This is a genomic window from Streptomyces marokkonensis (genome assembly GCF_008312835.1).
Classification (GTDB): Bacteria; Actinomycetota; Actinomycetes; order Streptomycetales; family Streptomycetaceae; genus Streptomyces; species Streptomyces marokkonensis_A.
On record NZ_VSKS01000001.1, the window covers coordinates 575,535 to 593,366 of the forward strand.

The following is a 17,832-nucleotide window of genomic DNA, read 5'->3' on the forward strand; positions in this document are numbered from 1 at the left end:
GCGCCCGGATCGCAAGGTCCCCATCGGGTCGCTCATTTCAGCACCTGTGCCCACGGATTTTTCCGCCGGCCAGATCTGCTTTCTTTTGCCACCGGTCCATACTTGTAATTCTCCATGCCGTTCATCGCAGCGGGAATTCCTTGATATGTGCCACATCGAGGAAGGTTCCGCATGAACCGCACGTACACGAACGACCGCCCCGCCCGCTCCCGTGGGGGCCGTGCCGACGCCGGAAGGGGCGGCGGTCACGGCTCGCAGGCACCGCGTCGTACCGGCGGGCCCGTCCGCTCCGGCGGTTACGGCCGTCGGCCCGCCGCCGTGCAGGGTGAGTTCGCGCTGCCCAGGACGATCACCCCCGCGCTGCGGGCAGTTGAGGTCTTCGCCGATCTCGACATGCCCGAGCAGCTGCTGGCCGAACTCGGCAGGCAGGGGGTGACCGTGCCGTTCCCGATCCAGGGCGCGACGCTCCCGAACTCGCTGGCGGGCCGTGACGTGCTGGGCCGCGGGCGCACCGGGTCCGGCAAGACCCTGGCCTTCGGCCTCGCCCTGCTCGCCCGCACCGCCGGACAGCGTGCCGAGCCCCGCCAGCCGCTGGGGCTGATCCTCGTACCCACGCGTGAGCTGGCACAGCAGGTGACCGACGCGCTGACCCCGTACGCCCGCTCCGTGCGGCTGCGGCTGGCCACGGTGGTGGGCGGCATGTCGATCGGCAGGCAGGCCAGTGCGCTGCGCGGCGGAGCCGAGATCGTCGTCGCGACCCCGGGCCGGCTCAAGGACCTCATCGACCGCGGCGACTGCCGGCTGAACCAGGTGGGCATCACGGTGCTGGACGAGGCCGACCAGATGGCCGACATGGGCTTCATGCCCCAGGTCACCGCGCTGCTCGACCAGGTGCGCCCGGAGGGGCAGCGGATGCTGTTCTCCGCCACCCTGGACCGTAACGTCGACCTGCTGGTGCGCCGCTACCTGACCGACCCCGTCGTGCACTCCGTCGACCCGTCGGCCGGTGCGGTCACGACGATGGAGCACCACGTCCTGCACGTCCACGGCGCCGACAAGCACGCCGCCACGACCGAGATCGCCGCCCGCGACGGCCGCGTGATCATGTTCCTGGACACCAAGCACGCCGTCGACCGGCTGACCCAGGACCTGCTCAACAGCGGTGTCCGGGCCGCCGCGCTGCACGGCGGCAAGTCGCAGCCGCAGCGCACCCGCACGCTGGCGCAGTTCAAGACGGGGCACGTCACCGTGCTGGTGGCGACCAACGTGGCGGCGCGCGGCATCCACGTCGACAACCTCGACCTCGTCGTCAACGTCGACCCGCCGACCGACCACAAGGACTACCTCCACCGCGGCGGTCGTACCGCCCGCGCCGGCGAGTCCGGCAGCGTCGTCACCCTGGTCACGCCGAACCAGCGCCGGGGCATGGTCCGCCTGATGTCGGACGCCGGGATCCGGCCGCAGACCACCCAGGTCCGCTCGGGCGACGAGGCACTGAACCGGATCACCGGAGCCCAGGCCCCCTCCGGCATCCCGGTCGTCATCACCGCACCGGTGACCGACCGCCCCAAGCGCGGCGCCACCTCCCGAGGCCGGCGCCGCCGCGCCTCGGCGATCCGCCGCGAGCCTGTGCGCCAGTCTGTCGCCGGCGGGGCGGCCTGAGGCCCTTCGGGATCAGGAATCCGGCCCACCTCCGCAAGAGGCACCTTCCCCGTGCACAGGACGGTGGCTGAGGTCATGGACGCGACCGGACAAGGCAGCGCCGGGCATCCTCGACCTCTCCCGCTGAAGCACCTGGCCCCTGGCCGGACCGTTCTTCCCTTCTCTCTGTGAGGCCACATGCGCTGCGTCATCGCCCGCTTCCCCTTCGAGCTCACCAAGGGCGGCGTACTGGAATCGATGAAGGGCGTCAAGCCCGAACCGGTCACCGGCGAATCGGTGATCATCGGCCGCCGCCACTACCCCGTCAAGCAGGTCGGCCAGGTCATCACGCGCCAGGACCGCCGTGACTTCAGCGCCGCCGAGGTCCTGCGGGCCATGGCCCAGCTCGGCTTCACCTGCCGTGCCGTTCCCAAGGCAGCGCCCCTGGGCGTTCTCACCCCGATGCAGCACGCTTCCGCGCTGCTCGGCACCCCCGTCACGGTCTGACCGGGTGAACGGACACGAGCACACCTGAGCAGCGGTGTGGGCCCGACCGGTACGCCGGTCGGGCCCACACCGCGTGCAGCGGGTTCCCGTCACCCACCGACTCGGGGGAAGCCCAGCGCCTCAACGCCGGATACCGCCGCGCCACATGGTCTGCCGTGCCATGTGATCGCTTCCTATGGTGACGCGGCGTGCGGGCGTGTAGCGTCTGCGTCAGCTGTCGTGGTTCGGAATTCCCTCTTGCCCACGCCTCCGGTGTGGGCGTTTTGCTGTGCTGTGCCGCAGGGACCAGGGCGATCACCTCTGCCTTCCACATGAAGTGGGAGGCGTTCATCGACTGGAAGGCGTCAGACATGGCAACGGGAACTGTGAAGTGGTTCAACGCGGAGAAGGGCTTCGGTTTCATCGCCCAGGACGGCGGAGGCCCGGATGTCTTCGCGCACTACTCCGCGATCAACTCCACGGGCTTTCGTGAGCTCCAGGAGGGCCAGGCCGTGACGTTCGACGTCACCCAGGGCCAGAAGGGTCCGCAGGCCGAGAACATCAACCTGGCCTGACCTCGCGGACCTGCCCGGCGGATCGCGTGCCGGGCGTGCACAGGGATCAGGGGCCGCGCAGCCATGGCTGCGCGGCCCCTGATCTGTTGACCCGGCTTCCTGGGGTGGCTGCTGACTCCCGTGCCCGGCCGCGATGCCGGCGGGACCGCGACCGGAACCGGCGACCGGCTGCCGGGCCGTGACTCAGGCGTCGATGATGACGGGGATGATGAGGGGCTTGCGGCGGTACGTGCGGAACGCCCAGTTGGCCACGGCGCGGGCGACGAGCTGTTCGAGCTGGTGGGCGTCCCCGACGCCTTCCTCGGCCGCTTTGGCCAAAGTCTTCTCGATGACGGGGATGACCGGCTCGAACGTGGCGTCGTCGTGGACGAAGCCGCGGGCCAGGAAGTCGGGGGCCTCTGCGAGGGCGCCGGTGTCCGCGTCGACGATGGCCACGACGGTGACGACGCCCTCTTCGGCGAGGGTGAGGCGGTCCTTGAGGGACGCCTCGGTGGCGCCGCCGACTTCCATCCCGTCGACGTAGACGTTGCCGGCGGGGACCTTGCCGGTGATGGACGCGCGCCCGTCGACGAGGTCGACGACGACGCCGTCCTCGGCGATGACGACCCGCTCCGGGTCGACGCCGGTGCGGATGGCGAGGTCGCCGTTGGCCCGCAGATGGCGCCACTCGCCGTGCACCGGCATGACGTTGCGCGGCTTGACGATGTTGTAGCAGTAGACGAGCTCGCCGGCGCTGGCGTGTCCGGAGACGTGCACCTTGGCGTTGCCCTTGTGGACCACGTGGGCGCCCCACCGGGTCAGCCCGTTGATCACCCGGTAGATGGCGTTCTCGTTGCCGGGGATGAGCGAACTGGCGAGCAGGACGGTGTCGCCCTTGCCGATGCGGATCTGGTGGTCGCGGTTGGCCATCCGGGACAGCGCGGCCATCGGTTCGCCCTGCGAGCCGGTGCACACCAGAGTGATCTTGTGGTCCGGGAGCTTCTCCAGCTCCTTCGTGCTCACGACAAGACCGGACGGGACCTTCAGATAACCCAGGTCACGGGCGATCCCCATGTTGCGGACCATCGACCGGCCGACGAAGGCGACCTTGCGGCCGTGCTGGTGGGCGGCGTCCAGGACCTGCTGGATGCGGTGCACGTGGCTGGCGAAGCTGGAGACGATGACCCGGCGCGGAGCGGTGCGCATCACCTGCTCGATCGCCGGGTTCAGTTCACGCTCGGAGGTGGTGAAGCCGGGGACCTCGGCGTTGGTGGAGTCGGTGAGGAAAAGGTCCACGCCCTCCTCGCCGAGGCGGGCGAAGGCGCGCAGATCGGTGATGCGGTCGTCGAGGGGGAACTGGTCCATCTTGAAGTCGCCGGTGTGCAGCACCATCCCGGCGCGGGTGCGGATCGCGACCGCGAGGCTGTCCGGGATGGAGTGGTTGACCGCCACGAACTCGCAGTCGAAGGGGCCGAAACTGCGCCGGTCACCCTCCCGTACCCGCACCGCGCGCGGCCGGATGCCGTGTTCCTTCAGTTTGGCCTCGAGGAACGCCAGCGTCAGCTTGGAACCGACGACGGGGATGTCGCGCCGCTCGCGCAGCAGATACGGCACGCCGCCGATGTGGTCCTCGTGACCGTGGGTGAGCACCACGGCCACGATGTCGTCCAGGCGGTCCCGGATCGAGGTGAAGTCCGGCAGGATCACGTCCACGCCGGGCTGTGTCTCCTCGGGGAACAGGACGCCGCAGTCGACGATGAGCAGCTTGCCGGCGTGCTCGAAGACGGTCATGTTGCGGCCGATCTCACCCAGGCCGCCCAGGGCGATGACCCGCAGCCCTCCCTCGGGAAGGGGTGGGGCGGCTTTGAGGTCGGGGTGTGGATGACTCATACCTCGACGTTACCCGCAGTGCGGAACGAGATGATCCGTTGTCTGTGTGATCTCTCTGGGACAGCGGGCGGGACGGCGAGGCCCCGTTGAGGAACATTCCGGACCTCGGTGCGACATACTTCCCCGATGAGTTCACGCACCTCCCCGGTCCGCCGACCGATCACGATACGGAGGGCCGTCGCGCGGGATGCCAAACGGCTCACGCGGCTCGTGCGCGGCTCGGGCGCCTACGAGGGCAAGTACGCGGCCGCAGTCGCGGGCTACCGGGTCGGTCCTGACTACATCGAGGCCCACCGCGCCTTCGTAGCCGTCGGCGCCGACGAGCACGGAGACCGGGTCCTCGGGTTCTACTCGCTCGTCCTCGCTCCACCGGAGCTCGATCTGCTGTTCGTCGCCGACGAAGCGCAAGGACGGGGTATCGGACGACTGCTCGTCGCGCACATGCAGTCCGAGGCCCGTGCGGCCGGGCTTGACCGTGTCAGGGTCGTGTCGCATCTTCCCGCCGAGGACTTCTACCACCGCGTCGGTGCGGTGCGGACCGGGACCGCGCTCGCGAACCCGCCCGCCGTGCCGTGGGACCGTCCCGAATTCGAGTTCCGCATTCCTCCGGCCTGACGTGCACCGCCCGCCGTCTGCTCGGGAAGTCGGACCCGCTCGACGCGCAGGCTGCCGCGCGGGCCGTGCTCAGCGTCGCGCCCGGGCCCGGGCGGAACCCGGCGACGGTCGGTGCACAGCGCCCGGACGCCGCACCCAGGAGGGCGAGACCCGACGTGAGATCATCTGTGAGAGATGAGAGGCTCTGACGGGTGAGCGAGACACCACCGAACACCCTGCAATACCGATGTGACGGGCCAGAAGACGGTCCCGTCCTGATCCTGGGCCCTTCCCTGGGCACCACCTGGCACAGGTTGTGGAGACCGTCTACAGGCGTCCAGGTCAGTCCCAGGTGGCCGTTTTAAGGCCAGGTCAGAGCACTTTTCGCCATGGGGGTCGGGCGGGGAGCGGGCGATGTGGGCCTGGGCGACCATGCCTGGTGGGGCCAGGGGAAACGACGCGCGCCGACTCCATCGAGAAGCAGCCGCCGGTGCGCCTGCCGGGGCCCTCGTCCCTGGAACTGGAGCAGGCGATGCTGCCGCGGGAGGCGTTCTTCGCCGCGGTGGAGCACGTGCCCGTCGAGCGGGCCGCGGGACGGATCGCCGCGGAGATGATCAGCCCGTACCCGCCGGGGGTGTCTGTGGTCGCTCCCGGTGAAGTCATCACCGGCGAGGTGTTGGACTACCTGCGCAGCGGTGGCGAGCACGGGGTCCTGATCCCGGACGCGGCCGACCCGAGAAAACCGGTACGTTCACGAACGCCGACCGCACCGTGCACCTGTCCGACAAGGCCGTCGACCCACCGGGCGAGGCCAAACCGGACCTGGACATCTTCCTCGACTACGCCGCCCGCATGGGCTTCCGCGACAAGGACGGCGGCCCGCTGGTCCACTGGCACGACCCGGAGTCGGCGTTCGAGGCGTGGAAGCGGTGCAGCGCGGGCCGGCCGTGCGACTACACCGGTCTCACCTACGGCAAGCTGCGCGGCCCTTCCGGCATCCAGTGGCCGTGCAACGAGCATGCCGCGCAGGGGACGGAACGCCTCTACACCGACGGCATCAGCTGGGCACACCCCGACGTGTGCGAGAACTACGGCAAGGACCTCGTCACCGGCGCCTCGGACAGCGTGGTGGAGTACCGCTCCCTCAACCCGGACGGCAAGGCCATGATCAAGGCGGCAGCCTACCTGCCGCTCCACGAGATGCCGGACGAGGAGCACCCGTTCCAGCTGACCACCGGCCGGACGCTGTACCACTTCCACACCCGCACCAAGACCGGGCGCGCCCCACAGCTGAACGCCGCCGCACCCGACGTCTGGGTGGAGGTGTCCGCGGCCGACGCGGCCGAGCGGGATCTGAACGAGGGCGACCTGGTGGAGGTCTCCACACCGCGCGGCGCGCTGCGGGGGCGGCTGCGTGTCACGGACATCCGGCCGGGACTGCTGTTCGTGCCGTTCCACTACGGCTACTGGGACACCCCGGCCGGCCACGGTCCGGACGGGAACACTCCCGGGCGCGCCGCCAACGAGACGACCATCACCGACTGGGATCCGGCCTCCAAGCAGCCGCTGTTCAAGACCGCCGCGGCGGCCCTCACGCTCGTCGAACGCGGCGACGGCCGGGCCGCCCCCGCGCCGACCACCACCGCGTCCGCCCCGTCCCGGACCGGCAAGGCCGGCGTCCCCCCGACGGAGGGCGGCCCCACCGCGCGGGTCACGCAGTCCGGCGAGGCCCCGTGGCACGGTCGTGAGGAGGGCCTTCGGTGAACGGCGTCACCCTTGCCCTGCGCGCGCTGCACCACGGCGAGAAGCACCTCGCCGAGCACCTGACCGCGGTCGCGGGGCGCCACCGCACCGAGCACGAGATCCACCACGTCGCCACCGATGTGGCTCTCTGGTCCCGTGAGCACGTCCGGCGACTGGCCGACACGGGCCACCACTACGGCCTGGACCTCGGTGAGGCTCCCGACGCATCCGATTCGGGCGTCCTGACGATGCTCCGGGAGAAGGCGGCGGAGGCCGTGGGACGCCGGCCCGAACCCGGTCTGCTCCTGCTGCGCGATCTTCGTGACCTGCACTTGGGAGCCACCGAGAACTCGCTGTACTGGGAGATGCTCGCCCAGGCCGCCCAGGCCGCCCAGGCCGCCCAGGCCGCCAAAGACGACCGGCTCCTCACCCTCGCCTCGTCCTGCCACCCGCAGACCCTGCGGCAGATGCGCTGGACCAACACCATGATCAAGAACCTGGGCCCGCAGATCCTGACCAGCCTCTAGCGGTCGGCCGGGACACCGACGTCGACTCCACCCCGGTGCGTTCCATCGGCACGCTCCCGGGCTCCCGGGGGTCCCACCCCGTCGGGGTGTCCGCGCTCCTCGGACGTCAGCCGACGTAACGGCGGGCGGACGAGCGCCGCTGCGCCTCCTCCAGCACCCGCATCCGTGCCTCGACCTGCGCCGGCAGCACCCGGCGCTCGCGCAGTACCCACGGCCACGCGGCCGCGGCCTGCGCGAAGGCCCGCAGTGACACGGTGTCGCGGGGCACCGCACGGGCCAGGTGCAGAGTGCGGCGCAACGCGGGACCGGCCGGGCGGCGCACGGTGAGCAGCTCCTCCTCGCCGCCCAGCCACAGCCGGGGGTGGGAGCCGCCCGCGGCCGGGAATGCGTCGGCGCGCAGCACGGTCGCGGCGGCCAGGGAGCCGGGTGCCCACCACGAGTCGTCGTCGCGGCCGGCGTGGGCACCGTCGTACTCCGGCTCTCCGCGGGCCGGGTCAGTCGTTCCCGGTGGTCCGGCTCACCAGTGCGCCGTACGCCAGTTGCAGCGCGTCCGCGCCGGCCAGTGCCGTGAGCGCGCCCATGGCGGTCCGGGTTGCCCGAGGCCACAGCAACTGGCCGGCGGTCAGGGTGGACACCACCCAGACGCTCGTGCAGAACGGGCAGGTCACCAGCTCGCCGACGGTGTCCCTGCCGCCCTCCGGCTGCGCCTCCTCGTGCAGCTCGGCGGGACCCTGCGGACCGACGTACCGCGTGAAGGGCGCGCGCAGCGGACTGGTGACGGACGCCTTGCTCAGGAGCCTGCTGAGCCGGAAGGTGGCGACCGAGGTCAGGACCACGTCCCAGGGCTGGGGCCGGTCGGGCAGGGGGCGCCCGCGCAGCCGCACCGCCGTGGCCCAGGCCGCCGTGTACGCCCCGAATCCCGTCATGGACGCGAGATAGCCGCCCAGCGGCCGGTCGTGCCCTGCGGAGTACCGTCGTCCGGTGCGCCGGGCCAGCTCGCGCAGGCGTGGTGCGAGGCGGTTGTCAGCCGTCTTGTCAGCTGTGGCGTCACCTGTGGTGTCAGCCCTGTCCTCAGCCGTGGTGGCCAGGGGATCCATGGGGCACACCCTCCTCCGCTGCGCCCGGTTCCCGCTCCGTCTCCCGGCTGTTGTCCGCGTGGTCAGCCCGGTCGTCCAGGCGCAGGCGTATCTCGACGTGGCCGTCGGTGATCCGAGTGTCGAAGGCGGGCTGGGGAGCGGTGGCGGGGCCGCGTACGTTCCAGCCGTCGGAGAGGCGGAAGACGCTTCCGTGCCAGGGGCACTGGACGCATCCGTCGGCGATCGTGCCCTCGGACAGCGGGCCGGCGAGGTGGCTGCACCGGTCGGCCAGCACATGGACGCTGCCGCCGGTTTCACGCACGACCAGGACCGGTACGTCGTCCACACTGCGCCGCACGGCCCGGCCGGCCGGGAACTCGTCCACGGTGCCGATCCGGTGCCAGCCCTCCGTGACCACGTGCGGCACCTCTTCGGCGTGGTTGGCGCCGGATGCCTGACGGTAGGCGAGGTGGCCGCCCAGCATGCCGCCGACTCCGACCGCCGTCAGTCCCAGCAGGCCGTAGGCTCGGCCGGCCGTGTGGCGTCCCCTGAGGCGGCAGGTGAGTGAGGTGGCGTACAGCGCGACGGCTGTCACGTTGCTCAGGGCGTGCACCAGGCCGACGCGTTGTTGCCGGCGGTGCAGTTCCGCCCAGTCGACCCAGCCGGCCAGGGCCGCGGGGGCGGCGGCGGTCAGGCCGACGCCGATGAGCGCTTCCGCTTCACGGGAGCGGCCGGGCCGTAGATCGAGCAGGGCCGCGGACAGCCAGCTGCCGATCGGCACCTGCACCATCAGCGGATGCAGGGGGTGGCCCAGCCACCTTCCGTGCAGCGCGTCCCGGCCGCGACCGAGCGGAAGGGCACGCACACCCCGGCCGATCGCGTCGATCACCGCATCGGCCCGGGGGTTCCGTTCCAGCTGGTCCAGCAGCGCCAGGATCCGGTTCTGCCGCATCCGACGGCGTGGCGTCGTGGTCATGGGCAGCCGGGTCCCCACCCACACATACCGCAAACGGCCGACCACCGGTGCCCGGATGCGACTGGGGTCCGATGACGGGTAGCCGGGAGGGACGGCTGGGCTGCTCGCCTCGGCCTGGGGGAGCGAAGGAGGAATCGTGCCGCGGCCACCTCGACGTCGCCCTCCACCTCGACCAGTGGGCGGAGGCCGAAAGCCGGCGCACCGACACCGACGCGCGCTATGAGGCGGGCTGCACCCAGGCCCTGCGGGACACCGCCGCGTTCCTGCGGCAGACCTACTACCTTCCCTGAGCCGGGCGAGGGTGTCGCCCGGACGCCCGGCGTCCCGGCCCTCGCCGTGACCTGGTCGGTGCTGTACCGCGCGCCGTGCTGCTGCCTGCGGGTTTCCTTCGATCGTGCGCGGGGGACCCGACGCCCGTGGTGGCATACGGAGCAGAGCAGCGGGTGCGCCTGCCGGCGCTGCGGGCGGGGTGGCCGACGCCGGCGTCGATGTACTGGAGGAGACACTCACCGCCGCGGCGGGCCTGCGGGAAGCCCCCCTCGGTGAGCCCCTGGTGCACTTCTCGGAAGGAGTCGGGTATGTACGGCTCGGGCCCTCCAGGCCGTGCGTCCGGAAGCATGTCGCGCAGCCTTCCTGACTCCCCTCGACGGCATTCCGGCGCCGTCACGCGACGCCCGCGCGTGCGCTTCGACGGATGGATCGCGGGCATGGGCACCTCCTCCGGCACACGGATCGTGCTCGGACACTGGCAACGGTCACCCTTCGGAGCGTTCAGCGACGTGATGCTGGAGCGGGACGACGGGGACAGATTCCTGCTGGCCCCCACGCGCGAGACAGCGGACTTCATCAGCGGCACCTACGTCTTCGACACGGTCCGTGTCGTCCCGGTCGAGGTGAGCGTCACGGACGACGCCTGGACCGTCACCGCCGAGCCACTCGACCTGCGTTTCACCACCGGCCGGCGAGGGCTTCTGGGCTTCGCGCTGCGGACCGTGCCCGGCGCGCTCGCCGGCCGTCCGGCATGGAGCGCGCTGACGGACCGGCCCGCCCGCCTGCTGCTGCCCGGCGTGCGCACCCGCGGCAGCGCCGGGCAGGGCCGCCGGGAGTGGTACGGCGCCCGGGACCTGCTGCCGATCCGTGCCGTCTCGGCCGCCTACGGGGGCGCGGACCTCGGGGCGATGGCACCCGTCGAGCCGCCCGTGCGCTTCGGCTTCGGTTCTGCGCCGAGGAATCCCTCCGTCACCCGGGTCACGACGACGGTCGAACTCGGCCCGGGGTGACGGCGCCTGGGCAGGGGTACCCGGCCGGACCCTGCGGACCGGATGGATCGCCGCCTGGCTGCGCTCGTCCCCCACTCGGAGTACAGAGGACGTCAGGAGCGGCCGACGGTGAGTGACGTGCGGCTCCCGGCGCGCAGTTCTGTGACGATTGCCGGATTCACGCCCCGTAGGCGTGCCTGCGGGGCAGCGGTCCGACGTGGGCGTGGCGGCCGGGGCGGGCGGCGGCGTGGCGCTGTCCGGGGCCCGGGCCGCCGCGGGCGGCCAGGGCGTCGGCGACGGCACCCGTGACGAAGGCGTAGACGGCCTTGTGCAGCAGGTCCACGACGAGTTCCTTGCGGGGCCAGGTCTGCGCTGGGGCGCCGACGCCGGTCGCGTTCTCCAGGATCTGGTCGTTGGTGAGGCGGACGACGGCGAACTTGGCGGAGGCGAGCGGTCCGCGCAGTCCGGCCTGGGCCATGACCGAGCGGAGCACCCCGAGGAGCGCGGCCTGGCCGTAGTGCATGGCCCAGTTGACCGGCAGCGGCTGGGGCCGGGTCGTTCGGGCAGGCCGGTCAGCCGCTGCAGGACCCGCGCGGGTACATGGGAGTCGCGGTACGCAGTTGCCGCCTCCGGACAGTGGACCGACGAGGAAGACGGCCGTGCCTGTAACTCTCTCGGGTGCCTGATTTGCGATCGCACCCGCTCATCCGTCCGTACCGGGGCGCCTTTTCCTCCCAGCGCGACTGGGACGCGTGAGTGTGGGATCGACGGCCGGATCGACTGGCTGGCCACCGGCAGCTGAACTCGTCATCTCGGCCTGTGGCCAGGCCACGGCTGCATCGCTGTCGCGTGTGGCGACGGGTTTGCGATCGCAGCTGCTGGGGATGTCCGTGTTGGCGCGAGTGCGAAGAAGAGGCCCCGCCGAGTGTTTGGCGGGGCCTTCTCGCATCGCGATTTTCATGTTGCGGCTGTGCTTGCCATGATCGGACGAACCCTGGGCAACTTGCCGGTGGCTGCGAGTGGTTATCCAAACTGTACGCCTGGGCTGCACAGATTCAGTAGCCGCTGTCGGCTATCACCGTGGTGCGGCCGACAGCGGCCTTGGCACCGAACACGTCACCAGGGACGTTCGCCGAGTCCAGCCCCTTCTGGCCCAGCACGGCTGCACCATCCCACCCTCACAGCCAGGAGCAGCATGTTGATTCTCTGCGAGCCCTTTCCTGGCCTTCCTTGGACTCGCCGCATCGCTGTGCTGCTTCGAACATCCCCGACCCGCGGTTCTGATCGGTGTCCCGCAGACGTGCGACGTTACCGGACCGGTGGCATGCGCCGGACATCGCCGCATGCCACCGGCCTGTTTTCTCATGACGTCACACCAAAGGGCGTGCCAAGGCAGGTCAGAACAGATCGAGCTGGGCGGACTCGGTTGCTCCCAGCATGTGGCACTCCCCTGTTTCCCCGTCGACGCGAACGTAGCCCGTGCCGACAGCCAGGTCCCGGAGGTCCCCGGTATGGAGGTAAGCGACCGATTGGCAGTCGAAGTAGAAGGTGCTTCCCACTTGGGCGCGCTCTCCTTCGACGAGCGCAAGGGCCGTGCCCTCGTGGCTGACCTTCTCGTCCAGGAACTTCTTGGCCAGCTTGGTCGCTTCTTCTATGTCCAGCATCAATCTGTCCTCAGGAGGGAGAAGTTGCGCCACGGTGAGAGATCGGCATGCCCTGATTGGCCATCCAGGAACACCACGTCTCCCTTGATGTTCACCACGTTGAAGACATGGGCTTGCCTTCCTTTCTGCCCCATCACGATACCTCGGGCGCCATTTCCCGCCTTCTTGATCTGATTGACGATGCCCGAGAGCGTGGACGCTTTGAACTGGCGTCCTCCGTACAACACTTCGATGGGTGCTGTGGAGCCCGCCCTGAGACCTCCGGGCGCTGAGGATGGAGATCCCTCGGCCAGCAGGCGGTCGACTGCCACAGCGCAGGCACGGCAGTTCGTGTTGCCGCCTTGAGGGTTCACCAGTGCTTTGAGCTGCTCCGTGATCGGGGTCTTGTAGGGGATGCCTCCGTATCCCCTGGTCACGCCGCCACCTCCAAGGCCGAACCTCAGGTTCCCCACATTGACCGTCGCGGTTTCGGGGGCCACGGCGGCCCGGCGCCAGCCGGTGAGGCCGCCGATGCCTACGAGGGCGATCTGTTGGGTGAGTTCTTCGGCGGTTTCGGCGTACAGGTCGGCGAGGGCGTCGCAGCCCTGCTGGCGGAGCATGTATTCGGCGCGGTAGAGGCGGTAGGCGGGGCGGACGGGGAGGTACTTGTCGACGAAGGCGCCGGCGCCGCCGTTCTGGCCGGTGAATGCGTCGTACGCGTCTCCGAGGAAGACGAAGGGGGACTTGAAGACGTCGACGAACGCGTCACCGAAGATGCCCGCTGCTTCGCCGAGGCTGTCGACGCGGTCGTTGTTGGGGTCGTCGGGGGTCAGTCCGCTGGGGTCGGTCAGGAGGGTGGGGACGTTGTCGGCGTAGGCGTAGGGCGATATGTACGGGGTCGTCCGGGCGCGGGTGGCCGGGTCGGGTCGGGTGAAGCGGCCGGTGGCGGTGTCGTACTGGCGGGCGTGGAGGTCGAGGTTGCCGGTGGTGGTCTCGTAGCGGGCGCCGGTGTAGGAGGGAGGGCTCGCGGGGGCGCCGCCGGTGACGGTACCCAGGACCCGGGTACCGAACGGGTCGTAGGCCCAGCGCTGGTAGAGGGTGCCGGTGCTGTTGGTGACGTCGACCGGGGAGCCCTGGGTGTCGTGGTGGTAGTAGAAGAGTGCACCTGTGCCGGTCTTGGCGGAGGTGGGCTGGCCGAGGGGGTCGTAGCGGAAGGACTGCTTGATGGTCCAGGCGCTGTCGTATTCGGTGGCCAGGATCGGCAGGGGTGCGTTGGGGTCCCACTGGGTGCGGTGGGTGACCGCTCCGTCCTTGAGGGTGGCGACCTGGTTGCCGCTGGCGTCGTGGTCGTAGGTGTAGGCGGTGCCCGCGACGGTGGCGGCGGAGATCTGTCCTGCCAGGTCGTAGGTGTAGGTGTCGGCGCCCTTCTTGGTCTGGTTGCCTTCGGCGTCGTAGTCGTAGGCGGTGGTCGTGGTGCCGGTGGTGGTGGAGGTGAGCTGGTCGGCCGCGTCGTAGGCGTAGCTGGTGGAGGTGGTGCCGAGGCTGGAGGTCAGGCGGTTCCCGACCTTGTCGTAGGTGTAGGACGTGGCGCGGCTCGCGGCGCAGCCGGCGACCCAGGGCTGCGGGAAGCAGCCGGAGGTGAGACGGCCTGCGGTGTCGTAGGTGAGGTCGTAGCCGGTCGTGCCGACGTTGGCACGGGTGATGTCGACGTGGGTGGGCAGGCCCGCAGGGGAGAGGGCGTGCGCGGTCTTGGTGACCGTGGTGCCGGCCTTGGCGGAGGTGACGGCGGTGAGGCGGCCGGCCCGGTCGTAGGCGCGATCCTCTGTCTCGGTGTTGGGCAGTGCGGACCTGGTGAGGTTGCCGGCCGGGTCCCAGGTGTAGGTGGTGGTCTTGCCGTCGGCCAGCATCGTGGCGGTGCGGCCGTCGTTGTCGTAGGTGTAGGTGATCGTGTTGCCGTCGGAGTACTTGCGGGTGAGCATCTGCCCGGCGGCGTCGTAGGTGTAGGCGAAACCGCGGGTCTTGGTGAGGTTGCCGACCGGGTCGTAGACGAAGTCCTCGGAGATCTTGGAGTTGGCGCGGGCAGTGATGCGGCCGGCGTCGTCGTAGCCGAACGTCGCGTCGGGGGTGGAGTGGGAGTAGTCGACCTTGGTGAGCAGGCCGCGCGGGTCGTAGATGTAGCCGGTGGATCCGCGGGGCGTGGTCTTCTTGGTGAGGTTGCCGGCGGCGTCGTAGGCGTAGGTGGTCTCCCGCTTCAGCGGGTCGGTGACCGAGGTGAGGCGGCGGGCCGCGTCGTAGCCGTACGTTGTGACGTGCCCGTTGGCGTCGGTGCGCTCGGTGACGTTGCCAGCCGTGTCGTGGCCGTACGTGGTGACCGCGCCGTCCGGAGCGGTGACTTCGGTCAGCCGGTCCAACTTGTCGTATCCGTAGGCGGTGGCGCGCTTGTCGGCGTCCGTCTGCTTGACGACGTTGTTCACGGCGTCGTAGGCGGTGGTGGTCACGCCGCCGAGCGGGTCGGTGACCGTGGTCGGGTTGCCGGCCGGGTCGTAGCCGTAGGTGGTCGTGTACGGGGCGGGGTCGGCGCCGGCGGCGTTGCCTCGCGGGTCGACGGCGGTGGCCCGGCGGCCGTCGTCGTCGTAGGTCCAGCTCTCCTTGTGGCCGAGCGGGGAGGTGCGGCTGAGCAGGTTGCCGTCGGCGTCGTAGGCGTTGGTGGTGGTCTTGCCCAGCTGATTGGTGCTGCTGGTCAGTCGGTTGTTCTTGTCGTAGACGGAGGTGACCGTCTCGCCTGCGGCGTCGGTGATCTTGGTGACGTTGTCGTTGGCGTCGTAGGTGTAGCTGGTGGTGTGGTCCAGCGGGTCGGTGACCGTGAGGGGCCGGTTGATGGCGTCGTAGGTCGTGGTGGTGGACGCGCCGGTCGGGCCGGTGACCTTGATGGTGTTGCCGGCCGCGTCGTAGGTGTAACTCGTGGTGTGGGCGGCCGGGTCGGCGCCGGAGACGTTGCCGCGCGGCGAGACGCTGCTCAGCAGGCGTCCCACCTTGTCGTAGGTGTAGGTGGTCTTGCCGCCCGTCGCATCGGTCTCGGAGGCCAGGCGTCCGCTTGCGTCATAGGTGCGGGTGACGGAGTTGCCGGACGGGTCGGTCGACCGGGTCAGGTGCCCGGCGTCGTCGTAGGCGAACGTGGCGGTGTCGCCCGCCGGGTTCCTGGCCGAGGTCAGTTGCTCGGCCCCGTTGTACGCGTAGGTCGTGGTCCGGCCCAGTGGATCGGTGGCTGAGCTGAGCAGCCCGCGGCCGTCGTAGGTGTATGACGTGGTGTGGTCGGCCGGGTCGGCGCCGGTGACGTTGCCGCGCGGGTCCGTCTTCGTCAGGATCCGGCCGGCCTTGTCGTAGGTGAACGTCGTCTTCTCACCCAGCGGCGTGGTGACCGACGTCCGGTTGCCGGCCGCGTCGTAGCCGTAGGTGGTGACCTTGCCGCGCGGCGTCGTCACGGTCTCCAGCGAACCAAGCGGGGTGTACGTGTAGGCGGTCTTGCCGCCCAGCGGGTCCGTGGTGGACGTCAGCTGGTTCGATGTGTTGTAGGTGTACGTCGTCTTGTTCTTGCGGCCGTCGGTGTGACTGGTGATGTTGCCCGCACCGTCGTAGGTCCAGCTCTCCACGTAACCGAGCGCGGACGGGGCGCTACGGGTGAGCATCCGCCCGGCGCTGTCGTACGTCATCTCCGTGGTGTTGCCGCGCTGGTCGGTGATGGAGACGGGCCGCAGATGGCGGTCGTAGTCGTAGGCGATGCTCTTGCCGTACGGGTCGATGGTCTCCATCAGGACGTTGCCGGCGTACACGTCGGTCCACACGCCGCCGTCGGGCGCTGTGGTGTGCGACTCGCTCTTGCCGTCCCAGGTGAACGTCGTGGTCTTGCCGTTCTGGTCCGTCTGGGACTTGATACGGCCCGCGGTGTCGTAGACGTTGGTGACCTTGCCGCCCGCCGGGTCCGTGTAGGAGGACAGTCGCTTGTTCGCGTCGTAGGCGTACGACGACGTCCTGCCGGCCGGGTCGGTCACCGACGTCAGCAGACCACCGGTGTAGCCGTACGACACCGACGTGCCGTCCGGCAGGCCCACTTTGGACAGCAGCCCGTCGGCACCGGGCGTGAACGTGGTGGTGCGGTCGGCGGCGTCCTTGACGGAGGCGAGCGTGCCGGACGCGTACGTCAGGGTCAGTCCCTTGCCGGCTCTGTCGACCACGGATGTGAGCTGGCCGCTGCTGTTGAAGGTCCGCTTGGTGTGGTCCGGCGTGGTGATCGTGTAGGCGCTCGCGCCCTTGACCAGCTTGGCCGCCGACCCGGCCGGGGCGGCGTACGTGCCGTCACTGTTCTGGGTGAAGACGAACGACGCCCCGTCGTCCGTCCGGTAGGTCACCTTCCCCGTCGCCGCGGTCAGCTTGGCGTCGAACGGCGTTGCCCAGCCGCGCCCCAACAGGCCGACGGCACTTGAGTCGGAGCGGTAGGTGCGTTCCAGGGTCAGAGGCACGCCGGGGCTCACCAGGGAGGCGTCGGTGAGCTGTTCGAAGAACATGCCGGTCGCCGTGTTGACCGGGTCGGCGCGGTGCGCCTGTGCGTAGCAGGTACAGATTCCCGCCTGCGCACCGGGGATCACCGGAGTGTAGAACGCTTCCACCAGCGGCGAGGTGGTCCCGCCGGGGCTCGACGTCCCGTCGGCGCTGTTGAGGAAGACCCAGGCGTAGTACTCCTTGCCGTCCTGGAGGATTCCGCCCAGCGCGCTGCCGGCCCACCAGAAACACTGGTCGGTGGGGTAGGAGTTGCTCGACCACCAGTCGTAGCACCAGGCCCCGGTGTCGGGGGTGGCGCCGCTGGGATCGTCCGTGGACTTCTTGATCTCCTGCTGGACGACCGGGGAGCCGCCCTCGTCCAGGACGTACAGCCACATCCCGGTGTACGAATCTCCCCGCTTGGGCAGCTTCACCTGCCCGCCGATCGACAGCATGCCCGGATACGCGGTGGCCCAGGACGACACCCAGGTCGGGTTCTCGGCCGCCGCCGCGAGAGGCTGCAAAGCCACCTTCGACTCGGCGGCGGGCCCGCGTTCGATGCGGTCTGTGTCCGGTCGGCCGTGGGGCTTGCCCTTGGGCGCCCGCTCCGGCGCGTTCATGTAGTCGCGCATCGGAGACCGTTCGTGCCGGTCCTCGCCGACCTGCTTGCGGCGCTCGGCCAGCGTCATCGGCTTGGGGGGCCTGGGCAAATCCGCAGCTGTCCGGGCCTGCGCCTGTGCGATGGCCCCGGGGCCTGCGGAGTGAGGCCGGTCCCCTGGCGACGCCCAGGAGGGGGCGACACCCGCTATTGCCAGCAGAGCCAGGGCCAGAACGGCCGTGACAAGTCTTCGCGCTTGTGTGCGCACAGTGCATCACCTGTGAGTCAGGAGTGAAGAGAGGTCGCGGT

At 70.2% G+C, this 17,832-nt stretch carries 13 protein-coding genes and 3 pseudogenes; 9 read left to right on the top strand and 7 right to left on the bottom strand.

Annotated features, from left to right (window positions below):
- Window positions 1–171 precede the first annotated feature (171 nt).
- From F1615_RS02555 to F1615_RS02565, 3 genes are all read left to right on the top strand, one after another.
- Window positions 172–1,662, top strand: a complete 1,491-nt coding sequence (locus tag F1615_RS02555) for a DEAD/DEAH box helicase (protein ID WP_149547174.1) — start codon at window positions 172–174, stop codon at window positions 1,660–1,662.
- Window positions 1,663–1,839: 177 nt separating this feature from the next.
- Complete coding sequence (locus F1615_RS02560) at window positions 1,840–2,148, top strand: SCO5918 family protein (protein WP_149547175.1); 309 nt, start codon at window positions 1,840–1,842, stop codon at window positions 2,146–2,148.
- A gap of 350 nt (window positions 2,149–2,498) precedes the next feature.
- On the top strand, window positions 2,499–2,702 hold the full coding sequence (locus F1615_RS02565) for a cold-shock protein (RefSeq protein WP_030052720.1): 204 nt from the start codon (window positions 2,499–2,501) through the stop codon (window positions 2,700–2,702).
- 183 nt (window positions 2,703–2,885) lie between these two features.
- Here F1615_RS02565 and F1615_RS02570 read toward each other — a convergent pair whose 3' ends face one another.
- A complete protein-coding gene (locus F1615_RS02570) occupies window positions 2,886–4,571 on the bottom strand; it encodes a ribonuclease J (RefSeq protein ID WP_149547176.1) in 1,686 nt (561 codons plus the stop codon).
- A gap of 126 nt (window positions 4,572–4,697) precedes the next feature.
- Here F1615_RS02570 and F1615_RS02575 point away from each other — a divergent pair, with 126 nt between their 5' ends.
- The 4 genes and pseudogenes from F1615_RS02575 (at window position 4,698) to F1615_RS02590 (ending at window position 7,435) form a co-directional block, all read left to right on the top strand.
- Window positions 4,698–5,186, top strand: a complete 489-nt coding sequence (locus F1615_RS02575; protein ID WP_167533630.1) for a GNAT family N-acetyltransferase — start codon at window positions 4,698–4,700, stop codon at window positions 5,184–5,186.
- Window positions 5,187–5,625: 439 nt separating this feature from the next.
- Window positions 5,626–5,898, top strand: a pseudogene (locus F1615_RS02580) (ornithine decarboxylase); the annotation flags it as partial.
- Window positions 5,841–6,929: pseudogene (locus tag F1615_RS02585) on the top strand (molybdopterin oxidoreductase family protein); the annotation flags it as partial. The pseudogenes F1615_RS02580 and F1615_RS02585, both read left to right, overlap by 58 nt.
- Complete coding sequence (locus F1615_RS02590) at window positions 6,926–7,435, top strand: hypothetical protein (RefSeq protein ID WP_149547178.1); 510 nt, start codon at window positions 6,926–6,928, stop codon at window positions 7,433–7,435. The pseudogene F1615_RS02585 and the gene F1615_RS02590, both read left to right, overlap by 4 nt.
- Before the next feature lie 106 nt (window positions 7,436–7,541).
- Here F1615_RS02590 and F1615_RS02595 read toward each other — a convergent pair.
- The 3 genes and pseudogenes from F1615_RS02595 to F1615_RS02605 all read right to left on the bottom strand — a co-directional run.
- Window positions 7,542–7,946: pseudogene (locus F1615_RS02595) on the bottom strand (glycosyltransferase family 2 protein); the annotation flags it as partial.
- Window positions 7,930–8,532, bottom strand: coding sequence for a DUF1360 domain-containing protein (locus F1615_RS02600; RefSeq protein ID WP_149547179.1), 603 nt, complete (start codon window positions 8,530–8,532; stop codon window positions 7,930–7,932). The pseudogene F1615_RS02595 and the gene F1615_RS02600, both read right to left, overlap by 17 nt.
- Entirely contained in the window at window positions 8,507–9,487 is a 981-nt protein-coding gene (locus F1615_RS02605) for a Rieske 2Fe-2S domain-containing protein (protein ID WP_425385614.1), read from the bottom strand. The genes F1615_RS02600 and F1615_RS02605 overlap by 26 nt, the downstream gene beginning before the upstream one ends.
- Window positions 9,488–9,558: 71 nt before the next feature.
- On the opposite strand from F1615_RS02605, the gene F1615_RS02610 reads away from it, so the two are divergent.
- Window positions 9,559–9,777, top strand: a complete 219-nt coding sequence (locus tag F1615_RS02610) for a hypothetical protein (protein ID WP_149547180.1) — start codon at window positions 9,559–9,561, stop codon at window positions 9,775–9,777.
- A gap of 417 nt (window positions 9,778–10,194) precedes the next feature.
- On the top strand, window positions 10,195–10,767 hold the full coding sequence (locus F1615_RS02620; protein WP_244328613.1) for a hypothetical protein: 573 nt from the start codon (window positions 10,195–10,197) through the stop codon (window positions 10,765–10,767).
- A gap of 157 nt (window positions 10,768–10,924) precedes the next feature.
- On the opposite strand, the gene F1615_RS02625 is transcribed toward F1615_RS02620, so the two are convergent.
- The 3 genes from F1615_RS02625 to F1615_RS02635 form a co-directional block, all read right to left on the bottom strand.
- A complete protein-coding gene (locus F1615_RS02625) occupies window positions 10,925–11,269 on the bottom strand; it encodes a hypothetical protein (protein WP_244328614.1) in 345 nt (114 codons plus the stop codon).
- 874 nt (window positions 11,270–12,143) lie between these two features.
- On the bottom strand, window positions 12,144–12,410 hold the full coding sequence (locus tag F1615_RS02630; protein ID WP_149547182.1) for a hypothetical protein: 267 nt from the start codon (window positions 12,408–12,410) through the stop codon (window positions 12,144–12,146).
- Window positions 12,410–17,614 carry a DUF6531 domain-containing protein gene (locus tag F1615_RS02635; protein WP_149547248.1) on the bottom strand — a complete coding sequence of 1,735 codons (5,205 nt, stop codon included), beginning with the start codon at window positions 17,612–17,614 and terminating at the stop codon, window positions 12,410–12,412. The genes F1615_RS02630 and F1615_RS02635 overlap by 1 nt, the downstream gene beginning before the upstream one ends.
- Window positions 17,615–17,832 lie beyond the last annotated feature (218 nt).

Coding starts and splice junctions, on each gene's coding strand:
- F1615_RS02555 (WP_149547174.1), top strand. CDS start 172: ATGAACCGCACGTACACGAACGACCGCCCCGCCCGCTCCCGTGGGGGC.
- F1615_RS02560 (WP_149547175.1), top strand. CDS start 1,840: ATGCGCTGCGTCATCGCCCGCTTCCCCTTCGAGCTCACCAAGGGCGGC.
- F1615_RS02565 (WP_030052720.1), top strand. CDS start 2,499: ATGGCAACGGGAACTGTGAAGTGGTTCAACGCGGAGAAGGGCTTCGGT.
- F1615_RS02570 (WP_149547176.1), bottom strand. CDS start 4,571: ATGAGTCATCCACACCCCGACCTCAAAGCCGCCCCACCCCTTCCCGAG.
- F1615_RS02575 (WP_167533630.1), top strand. CDS start 4,698: ATGAGTTCACGCACCTCCCCGGTCCGCCGACCGATCACGATACGGAGG.
- F1615_RS02600 (WP_149547179.1), bottom strand. CDS start 8,532: ATGGATCCCCTGGCCACCACGGCTGAGGACAGGGCTGACACCACAGGT.
- F1615_RS02605 (WP_425385614.1), bottom strand. CDS start 9,487: ATGACCACGACGCCACGCCGTCGGATGCGGCAGAACCGGATCCTGGCG.
- F1615_RS02610 (WP_149547180.1), top strand. CDS start 9,559: ATGACGGGTAGCCGGGAGGGACGGCTGGGCTGCTCGCCTCGGCCTGGG.
- F1615_RS02620 (WP_244328613.1), top strand. CDS start 10,195: ATGGGCACCTCCTCCGGCACACGGATCGTGCTCGGACACTGGCAACGG.
- F1615_RS02625 (WP_244328614.1), bottom strand. CDS start 11,269: ATGCACTACGGCCAGGCCGCGCTCCTCGGGGTGCTCCGCTCGGTCATG.
- F1615_RS02630 (WP_149547182.1), bottom strand. CDS start 12,410: ATGCTGGACATAGAAGAAGCGACCAAGCTGGCCAAGAAGTTCCTGGAC.
- F1615_RS02635 (WP_149547248.1), bottom strand. CDS start 17,614: ATGACGCTGGCCGAGCGCCGCAAGCAGGTCGGCGAGGACCGGCACGAA.